The sequence below is a fragment of the Paractinoplanes brasiliensis genome (assembly GCF_004362215.1).
Lineage (GTDB): Bacteria > Actinomycetota > Actinomycetes > Mycobacteriales > Micromonosporaceae > Actinoplanes > Actinoplanes brasiliensis.
The window spans coordinates 3,740,789-3,756,957 of sequence record NZ_SNWR01000001.1 but is presented as its reverse complement, the minus strand read 5'-3'; the positions used below and the strand labels follow the sequence as shown (position 1 = coordinate 3,756,957).

Annotated in this window: 18 protein-coding genes and 1 pseudogene; 5 read left to right on the top strand and 14 right to left on the bottom strand. The window is 69.4% G+C overall.

The genetic code is table 11. From position 1 onward, the window contains the following. Nucleotides 1–50: 50 nt before the first annotated feature. Nucleotides 51–1,211, bottom strand: coding sequence for a WD40 repeat domain-containing protein (locus C8E87_RS16795; protein WP_239080216.1), 1,161 nt, complete (start codon nt 1,209–1,211; stop codon nt 51–53). Between the two features lie 192 nt (nt 1,212–1,403). Between C8E87_RS16795 and C8E87_RS16790 the strand changes: the two genes are divergently transcribed. Continuing rightward, nucleotides 1,404–2,057, top strand: a complete 654-nt coding sequence (locus C8E87_RS16790) for a fasciclin domain-containing protein (RefSeq protein WP_133873968.1) — start codon at nt 1,404–1,406, stop codon at nt 2,055–2,057. On the opposite strand, the gene C8E87_RS16785 is transcribed toward C8E87_RS16790, so the two are convergent. Both C8E87_RS16785 and C8E87_RS16780 read right to left on the bottom strand, forming a co-directional pair. After that, nucleotides 2,058–2,570 (bottom strand): MarR family transcriptional regulator, encoded by a 513-nt coding sequence (locus C8E87_RS16785; RefSeq protein WP_239080217.1) that lies wholly within the window; start codon nt 2,568–2,570, stop codon nt 2,058–2,060. 8 nt (nt 2,571–2,578) lie between these two features. Next, nucleotides 2,579–3,826, bottom strand: a complete 1,248-nt coding sequence (locus tag C8E87_RS16780; protein ID WP_133873966.1) for an FAD-dependent oxidoreductase — start codon at nt 3,824–3,826, stop codon at nt 2,579–2,581. A gap of 218 nt (nt 3,827–4,044) precedes the next feature. On the opposite strand from C8E87_RS16780, the pseudogene C8E87_RS45565 reads away from it, so the two are divergent. Both C8E87_RS45565 and C8E87_RS46365 read left to right on the top strand, forming a co-directional pair. After that, a pseudogene (locus C8E87_RS45565) lies at nt 4,045–4,149 on the top strand (STAS domain-containing protein); the annotation flags it as partial. A gap of 46 nt (nt 4,150–4,195) precedes the next feature. Beyond that, nucleotides 4,196–4,321, top strand: a complete 126-nt coding sequence (locus C8E87_RS46365; protein ID WP_275409074.1) for a hypothetical protein — start codon at nt 4,196–4,198, stop codon at nt 4,319–4,321. A 13-nt stretch (nt 4,322–4,334) separates the two neighbouring features. On the opposite strand, the gene C8E87_RS16770 is transcribed toward C8E87_RS46365, so the two are convergent. Further along, complete coding sequence (locus C8E87_RS16770; protein WP_133873965.1) at nt 4,335–5,591, bottom strand: PP2C family protein-serine/threonine phosphatase; 1,257 nt, start codon at nt 5,589–5,591, stop codon at nt 4,335–4,337. A 65-nt stretch (nt 5,592–5,656) separates the two neighbouring features. Here C8E87_RS16770 and C8E87_RS16765 point away from each other — a divergent pair, with 65 nt between their 5' ends. After that, nucleotides 5,657–5,995, top strand: coding sequence for a YnfA family protein (locus C8E87_RS16765; protein ID WP_133873964.1), 339 nt, complete (start codon nt 5,657–5,659; stop codon nt 5,993–5,995). On the opposite strand, the gene C8E87_RS16760 is transcribed toward C8E87_RS16765, so the two are convergent. The 8 genes from C8E87_RS16760 to C8E87_RS16725 form a co-directional block, all read right to left on the bottom strand. Further along, the gene (locus C8E87_RS16760) at nt 5,967–6,416 is read right to left on the bottom strand and encodes a winged helix-turn-helix transcriptional regulator (RefSeq protein WP_133873963.1); all 450 of its coding nucleotides are present in this window, start codon (nt 6,414–6,416) and stop codon (nt 5,967–5,969) included. The two genes, C8E87_RS16765 and C8E87_RS16760, sit on opposite strands and share 29 nt — an antisense overlap. A 76-nt stretch (nt 6,417–6,492) precedes the next feature. Further along, entirely contained in the window at nt 6,493–7,359 is an 867-nt protein-coding gene (locus tag C8E87_RS16755; protein ID WP_203720658.1) for an aldo/keto reductase family oxidoreductase, read from the bottom strand. 264 nt (nt 7,360–7,623) lie between these two features. Further along, complete coding sequence (locus C8E87_RS16750) at nt 7,624–8,427, bottom strand: ABC-2 membrane transporter-related protein (RefSeq protein WP_133873961.1); 804 nt, start codon at nt 8,425–8,427, stop codon at nt 7,624–7,626. Next, nucleotides 8,427–9,305, bottom strand: a complete 879-nt coding sequence (locus C8E87_RS16745) for an ATP-binding cassette domain-containing protein (protein WP_133873960.1) — start codon at nt 9,303–9,305, stop codon at nt 8,427–8,429. Before C8E87_RS16745 ends, C8E87_RS16750 begins: the two co-directional genes overlap by 1 nt. Continuing rightward, nucleotides 9,295–9,639 (bottom strand): GntR family transcriptional regulator, encoded by a 345-nt coding sequence (locus C8E87_RS16740; protein ID WP_341771756.1) that lies wholly within the window; start codon nt 9,637–9,639, stop codon nt 9,295–9,297. The genes C8E87_RS16745 and C8E87_RS16740 overlap by 11 nt, the downstream gene beginning before the upstream one ends. 284 nt (nt 9,640–9,923) lie before the next feature. Then, on the bottom strand, nt 9,924–10,478 hold the full coding sequence (locus tag C8E87_RS16735; RefSeq protein WP_133873958.1) for a hypothetical protein: 555 nt from the start codon (nt 10,476–10,478) through the stop codon (nt 9,924–9,926). A gap of 814 nt (nt 10,479–11,292) precedes the next feature. Then, nucleotides 11,293–12,084: an efflux permease Rv1217c-related protein gene (locus C8E87_RS16730; protein ID WP_133873957.1), complete on the bottom strand. Its 792-nt coding sequence runs from the start codon at nt 12,082–12,084 to the stop codon at nt 11,293–11,295. Continuing rightward, a complete protein-coding gene (locus tag C8E87_RS16725) occupies nt 12,074–12,976 on the bottom strand; it encodes an ABC transporter ATP-binding protein (protein WP_133873956.1) in 903 nt (300 codons plus the stop codon). The genes C8E87_RS16730 and C8E87_RS16725 overlap by 11 nt, the downstream gene beginning before the upstream one ends. 72 nt (nt 12,977–13,048) lie before the next feature. On the opposite strand from C8E87_RS16725, the gene C8E87_RS16720 reads away from it, so the two are divergent. Next, entirely contained in the window at nt 13,049–13,516 is a 468-nt protein-coding gene (locus C8E87_RS16720; protein WP_133873955.1) for a GbsR/MarR family transcriptional regulator, read from the top strand. Nucleotides 13,517–13,590: 74 nt separating this feature from the next. Here the strand turns inward: C8E87_RS16720 and C8E87_RS16715 are convergent, their stop codons facing one another. Then, nucleotides 13,591–14,256, bottom strand: coding sequence for a potassium channel family protein (locus C8E87_RS16715; RefSeq protein ID WP_203720660.1), 666 nt, complete (start codon nt 14,254–14,256; stop codon nt 13,591–13,593). Continuing rightward, nucleotides 14,249–15,805: a TrkH family potassium uptake protein gene (locus C8E87_RS16710; RefSeq protein ID WP_239080218.1), complete on the bottom strand. Its 1,557-nt coding sequence runs from the start codon at nt 15,803–15,805 to the stop codon at nt 14,249–14,251. The genes C8E87_RS16715 and C8E87_RS16710 overlap by 8 nt, the downstream gene beginning before the upstream one ends. Nucleotides 15,806–16,169: the final 364 nt, after the last annotated feature.

Sequence of the window (16,169 nt, the reverse complement as noted above, 5' to 3'; positions counted from 1 at the left end):
GCCGGGAAGCTGCCCGCGCGCTGCGGGGAAACAGCGCGCGGGCTCCCAGGTCAGGCCGCCGGTTTGGCTTTGATCCGCCAGATCCGGGCCTTGTTGTCGGCGCCGGCCGAGATCAGGCGTTTGCCGTCCGGCGTGACACGAACCGCCCAGACCGCACCGGTGTGCCCGAGCAGCGCCTTGCCCTTCTGGTTTCCGGTGGTGGCGTTCCACACCCGTACGGACCCGTCGTCACTGCCGGTGACCAGCAGTTTTCCGCTCGGGTCGAACCGCATCGCCCGTACGGGGCCGGTGTGCCCGGTGAGGGGCTCGGTGGCCGCCTTACGGGTCGCCATGTTCCACAGCTGCACGGTGTTGTTCCCGCCCGACGAGGTGGCCAGCATCCTGCCGCCGCGGCTGTAGGTGAGGGCGTACACGGGCGCGGTGCTGCTGGTGAGGGATTTACCCACGGGCGCACCGGTGGCCGCGTTCCATACCCGTACGGTCCTCCCGCCGCCGGACGCTGCCAGGAGCCGCCCGGTGGGGTTGAAGGTCACGGCGTACACCGGGCCCGGGGTGACCCGCAGCGGCGAGCCGATGGGCAGGCCGGTGCCGGCCCACCACAGCCGTACGGTGTTGTCGTCGCCGGCGCCGGCACTGGCCAGGCGCTCGCCGTCCGGGCTGAACACGACGAACCGTACCCCGCCGGGGTGTCCGGTCAGCGTGCGCAGCAGGTCCCCGGTGGTGGCGTCCCACACCCGCACGGATCCGTCGTCACTGGCCGTGGCCATCAGCAGCCCGGCCGGGCTGAAGGCCACCGACCGCACCGGCCCGGTGTGCTCGGTCAGCGGCGGCCGGGCCTGCTGCCCCGTGGTGGGGTCCCACAGCGACACTTCGCGGTTGCCCGCCACCGCCAGCAGTTGCCCGTCGGCGCTGTAGGCGATGGAGTTGATCGGCCCGGCGTCGACGGCGAGCACGGGCCCGCCCCGGTGACCGTTCGCCGTCTTCCACTGCCGGACGGTTTCCTTGCTCACGGTGGCGAAGACTTTTCCGTCCGGGCGTACGGCGATCTGGCCGGACGCCCCCGGGACGACGCTGCGGGAGCGGGCGGTGTCGGCCTGCCCGGCGGAGGTGGTTCGCGGTTGGGCGTGCGCGGCGGTGGCGGTGAACGCAAGCAGCCCCACCAGGGCCACAGCGACAGACCATCCGGCGCGACGATCCTGATTGGTAGTCACCACAGCACCGTAAGATCTGCTTAAGCACCTATTTATGGGCTTTCGCCCCGTTTCATCCACCCGGGTTGCCAGGCCGACTGCAGGGTGACCTGCGACACTCACGGAGAACTGCATCCATCCCGGGCGGGCCGAGCGAAGTACGGGTGTGGCTGTCGGAGCCACACCCCGTACAGATCGGAAAGAGGCTCGAAGATGAGGTTCAACCGTCTCGGCAAGCAGGCCGCCGCTGTCGTCACAGCCGCGCTCGTCGCCTCCGCCTTGGGTGCCGCGCCCGCGCAGGCCGCCGGCAAGAAGCCGCTCAAGACCAAGTCTCTCGCCGCGGTGCTCACCGCCGACAAGAGCGGCTTCGACCACAACGGTCATGACTACGACATCCTGACGGCCGCCGTGCAGGCCGTGCTCAAGGCCAAGCCGAAGAGCAAGGTCGCCGTGCTCGCCGACGGCAAGACCGCCCTGACCGCCTTCCTCCCCAACGACCGCGCGTTCCAGCTGCTCGTCAAGGACATCACCAAGTCCAAGAGGCTGCCGGGCGAGAAGAAGGCGTTCACCGCGGTGGCCGGTCTCGGCATCGACACCGTCGAGTCGGTGCTGCTCTACCACGTCGTTCCGGGTGCCACCGTCACCAAGAAGGCGGCCCTCAAGTCCGACAAAGCGAAGCTGGCGACCGCGGCCGGCTCGAAGATCAAAGTTGACGTGTACGGGCCGCGCTGGCACAAGCGGATCGCGCTGATCGACGCCGACCGCACCGACCGCAACCCGCGCGTCAACCGCTTCGACATCAACAAGGGCAACCGTCAGATCGCCCACGGCATCGACCGCGTCCTGCGCCCGATCGACCTTCCCTGATCACTGATCCGCAGTACGGCCCGGCGTGATCGCCGGGCCGTCGGCGTCCGCGCCACTCAGCCTGTCGAGTTCGGCCAGATACATCGCCTGCAGGCGGGCGTGGTGCCGGACCAGCAACTCGACCTCGTCGGCGCTGTAACCCTCGACGAGCCGGCCGGCGCGCTCGGCGAATCCCTCGTACGGCTTCTCCAGTTCGGCGGCCCGCTCCGGCCGCAAAGTGACGATCACCCGCCGCCGGTCGGCCGGATCGCGTTCGGCCGTGACCCATCCCGCCTGCTGGAGCCGGCGCAGCATGCTGGTCACTGCGCCGGTGGTGAGGTTGGTGCGCTCGGCGACCTGCCCGGCGGTGGCCGATCCGACGTCCGCGAGGAAGTCGAGGCACTCCAGGTCGCTCACCGTGAGGCCCAGCCGGTTGGCGATGGCATAGCGGAACACCACGGACAGCCGCGAGGTCTCCCGTCCGGCGCGCATCAGGCCGGCGATCGCGGACGTACGGGCCGGCTCGTGGAGCATGCCCGCAATCATGCCTCCGGCACGGTGACCCGGTGCAGCCGAGGTAACACGCGGGTCAGCACCCAGTGCGGTGCGGCCGCGCCCCCGGTGAGGCGGCGCATCAGCCCGGCAGCGGTGTCCACGGCGCGGAACGCGTACGGCAGCATCTCGTCCTGATAGTCGGCGATCGCCTCCTCGATCGACGTGCCGTTGCGGCGGGCCTCGACGAGTCTCTGGCCGAGCAGAGCAGCGTCGCGGAGTGCGGTGTTGCCGCCCTGCGCACCGAACGGCGGCATGACGTGCACGGCGTCGCCCATCAGAGTCGCCCGCGGCACCGCCCACTGGCGTGGACGCCGGCCGGTGGCGAAAAGGTTGAGCACGGTGGCGTCCAGCTCGGCCGTCTCGACCAGCCGGCGGATCAGCGGGTGGAAGTCGGCGCTCCGGCGGGCGGCCAGTTCCCGCATCGCCAGCAGGTTTCCCCGTACGCCCATGGGCACTTCTTCCTGCTGCAACAGCAACCCCCACATGACGTAGTCGTCGGCGATGGGCGCATAGCTGCCCGGGGCCAGGCGCGCGAACGCCTCTTGCGGGCTCTCGCCGAACCGCATCGAGGTGAAGAAGAAGGCCCGGCCCGGCTCGTTGGCGATGGCCAGAACCCCGCTCGTCCGCAGCGATTCCGGGATGACGCCGGCCCCGTTCTGCCGCAGGGCAGATCGGCCGTAGACGCCCGCCATCGGAGTGTTCGCGGGACGGGCGTCCGGCGCGAGCTGCGCACGCAGGGCCGAGCCGACGCCGTCCGCGCCCACCACGACGCTCGCGTCGACGGCCGAACCGTCGCCGAACCGCAGCCGCAACCCGCCCCGGCCGTGGTCGTCCACCGCGACGGCAGCCTTGTTGTAGTGGATGCGCCCGTCGAGCCCGGCCATGAGGATCGAGCGCAGGGTCAGCCGGTCGACCTGCCGGGTCGCGTGGGGCTCGTCCTTGAAGTTGATGGTGAACGCGTTCCGCAGCCGTCTGTCGGTGAAGCGCAGGTGCCCGCCGGGCTCGTCGCCGGTGGCCAGCGCCAGCCGATACAGCGGACGGGGCAGGCTTTCCTGCAGGGCCTCGAGTCCGTGCCGGTCGAGGATGATCCGGTAGCCCTGCTGCCGGATGAAGGGACCCGGATCTCGCTCGTAGACGTGCACGTCGATGCCGGCGCGCATCAGGTATTGGGCGAGACAGAGGCCGGAAAGGCCCGCGCCGGAAATGGCCACTGAGAGGCCTGTCGATATGCCCATGCGGTTATCTTAATGACTAAGATGATTTCGGCAAGGTTACCGGCGTGCCACCCTTCACCTGCGGCAGAACCGCGGCTCTCGTGATTGACGCCGCCACTTCCGGGTTAGATAAAAGGGGGGTGGTCAACGGGGGAGACCGGAGGCTTGTCGTGGATCTTCAGTTGTCGGCGCGCGCGAGCAAGGCCTGCACCGTGGTCGAGGTCGGCGGCCAGCTGGACATGGACACCGCTCCTCTGTTGGACGAGTTCCTGCAGCGGGTCGGCGCCGTTCAGGTGGTGCTGGACTTCGCCGACGTGTCGTTCATGGACTCCAGCGGGCTGGGCGTCCTGATGGTGTGGTTCAAGGAGCTGCGCGGCCGCGGGGGGGCGGTTGTGTGTCGCCGCGACGCAGGAGCTGGTCGCGTACGTGCTGCGGGTGTCCGCGGTCGACCAGGTGCTCGGCGTGTACGACACGGTGGCGGCGGCCGAGGCGGACATGCGGCCGCTGACGACGTGAACGGGGCGCCGCGTCAGCGGTGATCGGCCGAGGTGGCGGCGGACACGTCGGCGCCCGCCCGCGAACGGCGTTGCCGGCCGTGATGCCCGTGCCAGTCGATGATCAGCAGTGTCGCGTCGTCCTGCAGGATGGGGCCGACGGCGGCGAGAACCCCGTCGGCCAGGGCGCGTGCGGCTTCCCGCGGGTGCAGGGCGGTCAGCGACCGGAGCCAGGCCGCGAGGTCGAGGGCGGCAGCCCCCCGTTCACGCATGCCGTCGGTCACGACGACCAGGCGGTCACCGGGCCGGAGCGTGACCGTGCCGGAGCTGACCTTCCTCTCGGGGAGGATGCCGAGGGCGATGTTGCGAGGCAGCACCAGATCCTCCGGCTCACCGTCCCGGACCAGGATCGGCGGCACGTGCCCGGCGTTGACCAGGTCACATGTGCCGGACTCAAGGTCCAGGCGCCCGAGCACGGCGGTGAGGAAGGCCCCGCGTACGGGGGCGCTCTCGGCGATCGCGGCGCCGGCCCGCTCGGCCTGCTCGATGAGGGTGTGCCCGGCGCGGCGGGAGTTGCGCAGGCTGCCCACCCCGAGGGTGGCGATCAGGGCGCTGCTCACGCCGTGCCCCATCGCGTCGGTGACGCTGAAGTGCAGCGTGTCCCGCGCCAGGCTGTAGTCGAAGGTGTCCCCGCCGATGCTCGCCGACGGCTCCAGCCAGCCGGACAGGGTGAACGAGCCGCCCTCACACGTGAAGGCGCTGGGCAGCAGCCGGCGTTGGATCTCGGCGGACAGGTTGAACGGGGTCGTGCGCTGCCCCCACTCGAACAGGTCGGTGTGGCGGCGGCTGGCGATCACCACGAAGGCCAGGGCATGCGCCGTACGCTCGATCTCCGCGACCGCCCGCGGGGCCGGCTCACTGCCCAGAGTGATCTCCAGCAGGCCGATCACCTCGCCACGTTCCGTGACCGGCGCCAGGACAACCCATCCGGCATCGCCGTGCGTCACCTGAGCAGCCTGCGTGCGTAGCGCTTCTTCCTGAGGACCGCCGTCGAAGGGCAGCAGGCTCGCCACCTCTTTGCCGTCACGGCGACCCTCGGCCTCGGTATCGAACGGCACGTGGGCCAGCCGCACCAGCGCCCGCCCGCTGAGGTCGGCGATGAGGAAGGACACGCTGCGGGCGTGCAACGCCAAGCCGAGTTCCCGGGTGACGGCCTCAACGGCGTCGACCGGCGTGGCGTCCTCGGCGGCCGTCAGCATCCCGGCCAGCGCCACCTCGACCGATGGTTCCATACGCGCAGCATACGGTCGCCCCGGCGGGCCGTCGCGGCGGCAACAAGGGCCGGTAGGTTGCCGGCATGACCGTCATCCGCTCGCTGCTGCTGTTCGCGTTGGCCGCCCTGGCCGAGATCGGCGGCGCCTGGCTGATCTGGCAGGGACGGCGCGAGAACCGCGGCCTCTGGTGGATCGCCGCCGGCGTCGTCGCCCTGGGCGCCTACGGCTTCGTCGCGACCCTGCAGCCGGACGCGAACTTCGGCCGCATCCTGGCCGCGTACGGCGGTGTCTTCGTCGCCGGCTCCCTCGGCTGGGCCGTTGTGGTCGACAAGTTCCACCCCGACCGCTGGGACCTCGTCGGCGCCGCCATCTGCCTCGTCGGCGTCGCCGTGATCATGTACGCGCCGCGCTCGGCGTCCTGACGCGCGCGCTGTCGTACTCGGCCTGGTGGGCCGACACCTCCTCGATGTGGGCCTCTGTCCACCTCTTCAGCCCGCGCATCATCCCGTGCAGGGAGAGGCCCAGGTCGGTCAGCTCGTACGAGACCGTCACGGGCACTGTCGGCGTCACCGTGCGGCTGATCAGGCCGTCACGTTCAAGAGAGCGCAACGTCTGGGTGAGCATCTTCTGGCTGACGCCGGCCAGCGCCCGGGACAACTCGGAATAGCGCATCGGCCGGGGTTCCCCGGCGCAGTCCGGCCCGCTTCCGAGTATCGACAGGATGAGCGTGACCCACTTGCCGGAGATCCGTTCCAGCATCTTGTGACTCGGGCACACCGCGAGAAACGCGTTGTACTGCGCCTTGGCCTCGGCTCTGGTGTCAGCCGCCGTCCTGGTGACCATCCCGACCTCCCCTGCCCTGCCCTGCGCGAGGAATGTTACGCCCCCGCGCAGGGCTTGCTCCCCGATGGGAAGTGGGTCAGCGGCCGATCTGATCGAGTTCCGCCACGTCCTTGCCGGAGAGCGTGATGCCCGCACCGGCGATGTTCTCGCGCAGATGGGCAACCGACGAGGTGCCCGGGATCAGCAGGATGTTCGGCGATCGCTGCAGCAGCCAGGCCAGGGCCACCGCCATCGGGGTGCTCTGCAGCCGCGCCGCCACGTTCTCCAGCGCGTCGGACTGCAGCGGCGAGAAACCACCGAGCGGGAAGAAGGGCACGTACGCGATGTTCTCCGCCGCCAGCCGGTCGATCAGCTCGTCGTCGTGGCGGTGAGCCAGGTTGTACATGTTCTGCACGCTCACGATCGGCGCGATGGACTGCGCCTCGGCGACCTGCTCCGGGGTGGCGTTGCTGACACCGAGGTGCCGGATCAGGCCCTGCCGCTGCAGGTCGACGAGCGTCTCGAACGCCTCCGCCAGTGACTCCGGCTGGGGGCCCTCGGCGTTGCCGAGACGCAGGTTGACCAGGTCCAGCGTCTCCAGACCGAGGACTTGCAGGTTCTCTTCGACAGCGCGCCGGAGCTGGTCGGGACGACGTGCCGGCGGCCACCCGCCCTGCTCGTCGCGGACGGCCCCGACCTTCGTCGCGATGTGCAGCGACTCCGGATACGGATGCAGCGCCTCCCGGATGATCTCGTTGGTGAATCGCGGCCCGTACGCGTCGGCGGTGTCGATGTGCGTGATGCCGAGTTCGACCGCCTCACGCAGGACGGCCAGCGCGCCCGCGTGGTCGGCGGGCGGACCCATGACCCAGGGACCGGCGAGCTGCATGGCGCCGTAACCGAACCGGGGGACGGTCAGGTCGCCCAGCTTCCAGGTGCCGCCGGGAAGGGAGAGAGACGACATGCTCAAACCTCTGTTTCGTGAAGTTCCGGATGCCGCTCCACTATCAGCGGGTAACTCTCCATCGGGAAGTAGGCACCTGAGAGTGCGTTGGTCACCGACGTGGTTTGGAGGAGGGTGACCAGGCACCCAGGCCGTTCCCCCCGGGAGGGCCCCAGGGTGACCATGCACCCAGGCGGGCACAGGAATTCGATTTCGATCTTTTTCGGAGACGGGCGAGCCTTCGCGGGTCCACGACGTCTGCGTTTCCAGCGCGGCAAACCGGGTTCAGCGGGCGATGCGTCGTCGTCCGACCAACACGGCGGTGACGGTGCATGCGGCGAGAGCGATCGCCGCGAAGGTGGCCGTCTCGTCCTCGCCCAGCGTCCCGAACATCCGGGACAGCGAGTCGGACCACGACGTCAGCAGGAAGGCCAGCATCCCGAGAACCAGCCCGCCGATCTGCGCGACCACAAGCGCCACCGGCCACAGCAGAACCGACGTCACCAGGGTGCGCTGCGTCCACCCGGTGATCAGTCCGACGACGCCGGCCAGCGCGGTCATGAACACCGCCTGCATCACCATGAACGCGATGCTGTTCTTGTGGACCTCGCGCAGCAGCGCGTAGCCCAGTTCATCCAGGACCAGCGTGTACCGGGCGGCGGCCAGGCGGAAGCTGACGGCTACCGCGGCCGTACAGATCGCGCTGCCGGTCAGTGCCCAGAAAAGCTTGACTGACAACCAGCGCCGCCGAGGCGCCGACTGCGTGAGCACGAAAACGTCGGTCGCATCCTCCCGCTCCCGGGCGAACAGGGGCACGCCCAGGATCAGCCCGATCAGCAACGGCACGAACGTGGCGACCAGGACGACGGCCTGCGCCAGATTGGTCGCCGCCCCGGCCGGCAGGCAACTGACGGCCACTTCACACAAGCCCGTACGGTCGGGCGCGTACGCCTCGACGACGATGCCGTACGCCTCCGCCTGCTGCCCGATGACACGGGCGCCAATGAGGACAAACGTCGTGGAGACGGCGCTCAGAGCGGCGGCGACGATCAGATACGGACGCATCAACCGCAGGACGAGCCAGTTCATCAGGCGGGGACCTTTCGTTCCGGCTGCAGTCCCGCCGACCGCAGGTGACCGAGAAGCAGTTCCTCCAACGTCGGGCGGTGCCATGAGAGACCCTCGGTGGTGGCAGGCCCGGCGGACCGGATCAGCGCGGTGGCGTCGCGACCCGCGGTCCGTACGTCGACGATCTCCACACCACCGAGTGCGCTGATCGCGTCGCTGGGTCCCACCGCAACCGAATGCGCGGCCAGCATCGGCTCCACCTCGCCGGCCAGGCGCACCCGCCCCTCGGCCAGCACCACCACGTGGTCGCAGACGCCGTCGACGTCGGCCACCACATGCGACGACAACACCACGGTCGTGCCCCGCTCGGCGACGTCGGCCATCAACGTCCCAAGAGCCTCCGTACGGGCAACCGGGTCGAGCGGCGCCAACGGCTCGTCCAGAAGCAGCAGGTCGGGCCGTTTGGCGAGCGCCATCACCAGCGCCAAGCGACTGCGGTGGCCCGGCGCAAGCATGCCCACCCGCGCCGCGAACGGCAGCGCCGCCCCGTCGGTGAGCTGCCGCGCGTAGGCGGCGTCCCAACTCGGGTTGAGCCGGGCGCCCAGGTCCAGCGTCTGCGCCACCGTCAGCGTCGGGTACAACGGCGCCGCCTGCGCCACGTACCCGATCCGGGGAAGTGAGCGGTCACCGGCGGGCTCCCCGAACACTCGCACCTCGCCGCCGTCCGGTCGCAACAGCCCACTCGCGGCGCGCAGCAGCGTGCTCTTGCCGGCCCCGTTGCGCCCGACCAGCGCGGTGACCGCACCGACCGGCACCGTGAACGAGCAGTAGTCCAGCGCCCGCCGGCGACCGAAGCTGTGGGTGAGCCCGGTGACCTCCAGAGCGGTGTCAGCCGACACGCCGCGCCTCCTTCGAAGCCGCCACCTCGGCGACCAGGGCCTGCATATCCGAGACGTCCAGACCAGCCGCCAGGGCGCGGGCCACCCAAGCCGCCAGCTCACCCCGCAACCCTTCGGCGTCCTCAGGCAGCGGCGCCAGGCCGTGACGGACGTACGTGCCGGAACCCTGCCTCGCCTCCACCAGCCCCGCCGTCTCCAGCTCCCGGTACGCCTTGAGCACGGTGTTGGGATTGATGCCGGTGCTCTCGGAGACCTCGCGAGCCGTGGGCAACCTGTCACCCGGCTCCAACCGCCCCATCCGAACCGCTTGGCGAACCTGCTGAACGAGCTGCACGTACACCGAAGTCCCGGCCCGCCGATCGACCCGGAAGATCAACCAATCAACCAATCCACTAGTTAAGTAGTGGAATCAGGATCTCGAAACCATCGACCTTTGTCAAGCTCGACGAGGGTTCCACCGGACCCGTGGCGGAGAACATCTGCTCCGCAGGCCGGCCGCGATGACATGCGATTGCCGGCGGATCACCTGCCTCGCCATGACCACCGGCATGCCCATGAAAGTCCGTTGCTGACAGTAGGCACGGATGGCCGGTGATCTGCGACTCCGAGACTCGTGGTCTATCGGTCGTCGTGTGGGTCGGCGTTGTCGTCAATGGCGCGTTCGAGGGCGGCTTGCTGGCGCGTGGCGTCGTTGGCAGCGCGGTCGACTGTTGAGGCGTCCCGGTCGGCGCCGGCCTCCGTCCGGTCATGGTCGGCGGCGGCGCGGTCCCTGGCTGCGGCCGATCTTTCACCTCGAACGTGATCCGGGTAGTCGCGGAAGGCGGCCCGGTCGGCGACCTCCTGGTCACGTTCGATGGCTGCGGCGTCGCGGTCGGATGCGGCCAGCTCCCACAAGAGCAGCAGTTGTTCCCGGTCGGGCTGGTCGCCGGCTGCCGCCTGTTCGCGCCGGAGAGCCGCTTCCGCTCGCTCGGCCGCCGCCCGGTCACGATGTTCGGCGGCTCGCAGCCACTCCTGTGCGACCTGCTGTGCCTCGTAGCCGGTCTCGTCGCGGATCGCCGCCGCCTGATCACGGGCTTCGGCATCTTGATCGCGATCGTGCGCCGCCGTGTCACGGGCATCAGCGGCATCATCGCGTGCTTGCCCGGCCCGGTCTCGATCGTCCGGGCTGTCCACGCCGTAACGGGCCCCCACTCACCCATTCTGTCCCCGAAGGGCTCCTCGGTGACACATGAGGTGCTGGCTGAGCACCGTCTTCCGCTGCCGATCTCGTCGGTCAAGGCCTGTTGGCGCTGTCTGGCGTGAACAGGTCTGGATCTGGGGTGGGCTGCACTGCGGCCTCTGTCGGAGCATTCCGAGTAACCCGCCCCGCGGCGGGTATGCACCGTCGGTCACAACAGCATCATGTCGCGAAGCGGCGCCGTATCTTTCGCACGCCGACCCAGCATCCCCGACGCCGTCAGCGAGCGGGTCACCCGGCGCAGCCCTTGGCGATGGACAGGGGCACGAGCATGACGCACCGACCGGATCACCACTTTCCGCCAGTAATCGACCTATTGCTGCCCACCGCCGGGTCAGCGCGTCACGCGCGCCATCTCGTCGCCGAGGCGTGCGAGCGATGGCAACTACCGCACTTGATCGGCCCAGCCAGCCTGATCATCACCGAACTCGTCACCAATGCCGTCGTGCACGCGGGCACCTCATCGACTTGCAGATCATCAACAACGACGGGCAGCTGCTCATCCTGGTCAGCGACGGCAGTACCACTGTCCCGGCACAAACCGCTACGGACTCCAGGAGTCGCGCGGCTCGGCCCCGGGTTCGCCGTCGGGCTGATACTCGTCTCCGCGACCGCAGACCGGTGGGGCTGTCGCCCTGTCACTGGCGGCAAGACGATGTGGTCGGCGTTGAGGACAGGAAGCCAGACAGCTTGAGAGCGCCCACGGGCGAGGTGGTGGGACGGAACACGAACGGGTCCGGCCGCCGTCGGTCAGGTGTTTAGGTCGCGACGGTTGAACCAGAGGGCACCGGCGGCGACCAGCAGGACGGCGCCCGCGAGCAGCACCGTGGCGTCGGCCCACTGCATGCCGTGGCGCAGCGGTTCGCCGCCGATGTAGTAGTGGAACGGCGACAGGTATCTCGCGCCGCCTACGCCGAGTTGTCCGGCGAAGGCGTGCAGGGCGTAGGCAAGCACGCCGATGACGGCGGTGACGGTGAAGACGAGCGCGCGACGGCCGGTGGCAGCGCCGATCCCGATGGCCAGGCCACCGAAGGCGATGGCGAGCAGGGCCAGTTGCGTGCATTGGGCGGCGAACTGGGTCACGGAGATGCTGGTGAGCTGTGCGCCGGAGCGGATGGCGAGCATGCCGAGCAGGATGGTGGCGGCGATGACGAGGGCTCCGGCGGTCAGGGCGGCGAAGCGGTGGAGCAGGAATCGAGTGCGGCTGATCGGGTGGGCGAGGAGGAGGTCGAGGCGGCCGGTTTCCTCGTCGGCGGCGATGGCGCGGGCGCCCGTGGCTGCGCCGTAGAACATGGCGATCAGCGGCAGGATCAGTCCGAAGACTGAGGAGCCGAGGTAGCCGGCGGCGGAGGTGAGGTCTTCGAGCCGGAATGCCTCGCGCATGGCCTCGGGGTAGTTGGCGACGGCTTCGGCCATCTGACCGTCGGCGAGCTGGGGGTAGAACGAGGCGTACATGATCCCGGCGAGGGTGGCCCCGACGGCCCAACCGGCAAGGCTACGACGGTCGTCGGTGAGGGTCTTGGTGAACACGTCAGACGCCATGATCGGCTCCCGCGTAGTAGGTGTGGAACAGGTCGTCCAGGGCGGGTTCTGTCGCGGTCAGGCCGGTGACGGTGTGCCGGGTCGCGGCGCGCAGCAACGCGTCCGGGGCACCGGTGAGCCGGCAGGTGAGCACGGTGCCGGTTACGGTGAGGTCGTCGACGCCGGGCACGGTGGCGAACTCGGCGGCGGTGACCGGTTCGGCGAAGGTGAGCTCGACGGTGCGTACGGCCTGAGAGCGCAGGGCGGTGACGGTGTCGAGAGCGACGAGCCGGCCGTCGCGGATGATGGCGACGCGGTCGGCGACGGCCTGCACCTCGGCCAGGACGTGGCTGGACATGAAGACGGTGGCGCCGCGGTTCGCGGCTTCGGTGACCATGTCGAGGAAAGTCTGCTGTACGAGCGGGTCGAGTCCGGAGGTCGGCTCGTCGAGGATCAGCAGTTCGGGTTCGTGCATGAACGCCTGCACCAGGCCGACCTTCTGCCGGTTGCCCTTGGACAAGCTCTTGATCCGGGCGGACTGGTCCAGGTCGAGCCGCTCGGCCAGCACGTCGATGCGCGCGGCGGGGAGCCCGCCGCGCAGGCCGGCGAGGAACCGCAGGCAGCCGCGGACGGTCTGACGGCCGTCGACGGTGAAGTCGCCGGGCAGGTAGCCGACCCGCCGGTGCAGCGCCACCGCGTCGATGCGCGGGTCCACGCCGAGCACCCGGGCGCTTCCCGTGGTGGGGCGGATCAGGTCGAGCAGCAGGCGGATGGTGGTGGACTTGCCGGCCCCGTTGGGGCCGAGGTAGCCGAGCACCTCACCGGTGCGCACGCGTAGGTCGAGGCCGTCGAGGCCCCGGCGTCTGCCGTAGGTCTTGGTGAGGTTGTCGAGCACGATCGCGTCGTCGTCCATACCCGCCACCGTACTGAAGTCTCAGAGATCTGTGAAGTCTCAGAGTTCTCCGTTCGCGGGTAGGATATCCGTGTGACCGACGACTTGACCGACGCCGCCGAGCACTTCGCGTTGACGCTGACCCAGTACGGGCTCCAGCGCATGACCGCCCGGGTGATGGCAGCACTGCTGTTCACCCAGCAGGACACCATGACCGCCGGAGAAATCGGCGCCCAGCTCGGCGTCAGCTCCGGCGCCATGTCCGGCGCCCTGAAGAACCTCACCGAGCTCGGCATGATCGAGCGCGTGCCCGCCCCGGGCAGCCGCCGGGAGCACTTCCGCTTCCGCGACGGCGCGTGGGCCACGTTGATGTCGAAGCAAAACATGGCGCTGACGTTGATGACCGGTGCCGCCGACGAGGGCATCAAGGTCGCCGGCCCGGACACTCTCGCAGGCAGGCGGCTGGCAGACATGCGCGACTTCTACGCCTACATGCTCAGTGAAATGCCCGCTTTGATCGAACGCTGGCGCGACCGGGGCGCCCGGCCCCAGGATTCATGAGACGTGCCCGGGTGCAAGCCGTTCGTTCATCCGGCTCGGGCAGCGGCGCGCGGTAGGCGTCGCGATCTGGTCGTTCAGCTCAAGTTGGCGAACGTTTCGACGTCACCGGTGCGGCCGGCGACGATGAGGATGTCCCCGGCGTAGACGGTGGTTTCGGCGGTGGCGTAGGTGAATTCCTCGCCGGGTCGTTTGATCGACACGACCGTGATGCCGTATTTGGAGCGCAGACCGGAGTCGGCCAGGGTTTTGTTGACGGCCTCCTCGGGTGCGTGGGTTTTGACAAGGGCGTAGTCGTCTTCGAACTCGATGAAGTCCAGGATGTGGCCGGTGACGAGATGGGCGACGCGTTCGCCCATCTCGTGTTCGGGAAGCACGACGTGGTGGGCGCCGACGCGTTCGAGGATGCGAGCGTGCTGCCGGTTGATCGCTTTGGCCCAGATCTTGGGGATGCCGAGGTCGGCCAGCAGGCTGGTGGTCAGGATGCTGGCTTCCAGGTCGGTGCCGATGCCGACGACAGCGTGGGTCATGTCGCGAACGCCGAGCTGGCGCAGGGACTGCTCGTCGGTCGTGTTGGCGATGGCGGCGTGGGTGAGCCGGTCGGCGTACGTCTGCACGACCTGGGCGTCGGCGTCGATGCCGGTGACTTCCCAGCCACGACGCACGAGTTCCGCGGCGAGGGAGCCGCCGAAGCGGCCGAGGCCGAGCACGACGATGCGGTGGTCGATCGGTTTTCTAGCCAACGACGGGTCGCTCCTCGGGTCGTTCGTACCGGCGGGTCCGTTCCCGCAGGGCCAGTGCGGTGACGGCGGTGATCGGGCCGAGTCGGCCGATGAACATCAGCAGGCTCAGGATGACATGCCCGGCGGTGCCGACCTGGGCGGTGATCCCGGTTGACAGGCCGACGGTGGCGAACGCGGACACTGTTTCGAACAGCACCACGTCCAGGGCGAACGGGGTGAGCACGAGCAGCGCGAGCGTCGAGGCGGCTATGGCGGCGACGCCGAGCAGGGCGATGGTGAGCGCCTGACGTTGCACGCCGGCGGGCAGTTTGCGGCCGAGTGCGTGCACGCTGGGTTCGCCACGGATCTCGGCGAGGATGACAAATCCGAGGACGGCGAAGGTGGTGACTTTGATGCCGCCGGCGGTGCTGGCGCTCCCGCCGCCGATGAACATGAGCACGTCGTGCATGAGCAGGGTGAAGTCGTGCATCCCGGCGATGTCCAGGCTGTTGAACCCGGCGGTGCGTGGCATCACCGCCGTGACGAGGCCGGCCAGCAGTCTGTCGGCGACGCCGAGCGGCCCCAGGGTCTTGGGGTTCGTCCACTCGGCCAGGCCGATGGCCAGCCAGCCGCCGGCCAGCAGGATCCCTGTCATCCCCATTGTGATCTTGGTGTGCAGTGACCAACGTTGCGGGGTGCGCCATTCCCGGCGCAGCTCGAACAGCACGGGGAAGCCGAGGCCGCCGATGATGATCGCGGTGACGATCGGCAGGCAGATCAGCGGGTCCCCGACGAACCGCATGAGCGAGTCCGGGTAGAGGCCGAAGCCGGCGTTGTTGAACGCCGACACCGAATGGAACACTCCGAGGTAGGTCGCCCGGCCCCAGCCGTGACCGTACCCGTCGGCGAACCGCCAGGTGAGCACCGCGGCGATCAGCACCTCCACCACGACCGTTATGCGCAGGACGTTGAGGATCACGCGGCGGACCTCGCCGACGCCGAGGGCTTTGGTCTCGGCCTGGGTGCCCAGTTGCAGGCGCATCCGTAGCCGGCGGGCGACGAGCAGGCCGAGCAGCGAGGCCAGCGTCATGATCCCGAAGCCGCCGATCTGGATGAGCAGCAGGATCACCAGCTCACCGAAGGTCGACCAGTACGTTCCGGTGTCCACCACGACCAGGCCGGTCACGCACACCGCGGAAGTGGCGGTGAACACCGCGGTCATGACGGGTGCGGCCTGGCCGGACCCGGTAGCGAACGGGAGCGCCAGCAGCACCGAGCCGAGCAGCACCGCGGCGCCGAACCCGAGGACCACCATCCGGGCCGGATGCCCGACGACCTGCGTCAGCGTCGCCGTGACCGGCCAGCGTCGGAGCCGGGTTGCAATCGTGTCGCGGGCTGTCCGGGCCGTCGCCCGGATTCGTGCCCGACCGCGCCGCGGTGTTCGCCGGTGGGGCTGCGGCACGACCAGCGGCAGCCAGACAAGCAGGAACAAACCCGCAATGAAGGCCAGCGCCGCCACGGCGAGCAGCAGCAACCCCAGGACAAGCTGTCCGGCAGTGGACTCCATCATCTGCAGGTTCTGATCCGTTCGGCGCGCCGTGGTCAATGATCGTCGCACGGCCGGCGGCACCTGGTGGGGCAGGCGTCAAGACGGCATCAATATTCGTGGCCGGGGCGTAGGGATCGCGTCAAGGACCCTGTCCGGCGAGTGCGTTTGCGCGTTGTGATTGTCCGGCACGGCACGAGTGAGCCGTGCCGAGTCGAGTCGGGAGCCGGTGATGCGGCCGCGGTCCACCGAGTTGGGTTGTCTGCTGTTCAACGGGTTCCTGGTGAACCGTTTCGGCGAGTTGACCTGGCACGGCGAGGCCGAGGTGTGGCCTGTGGTGGTGCTGGCGGGGACGGCCGGTGTGGGTGTCGCCGTACGCCGGCTGCAG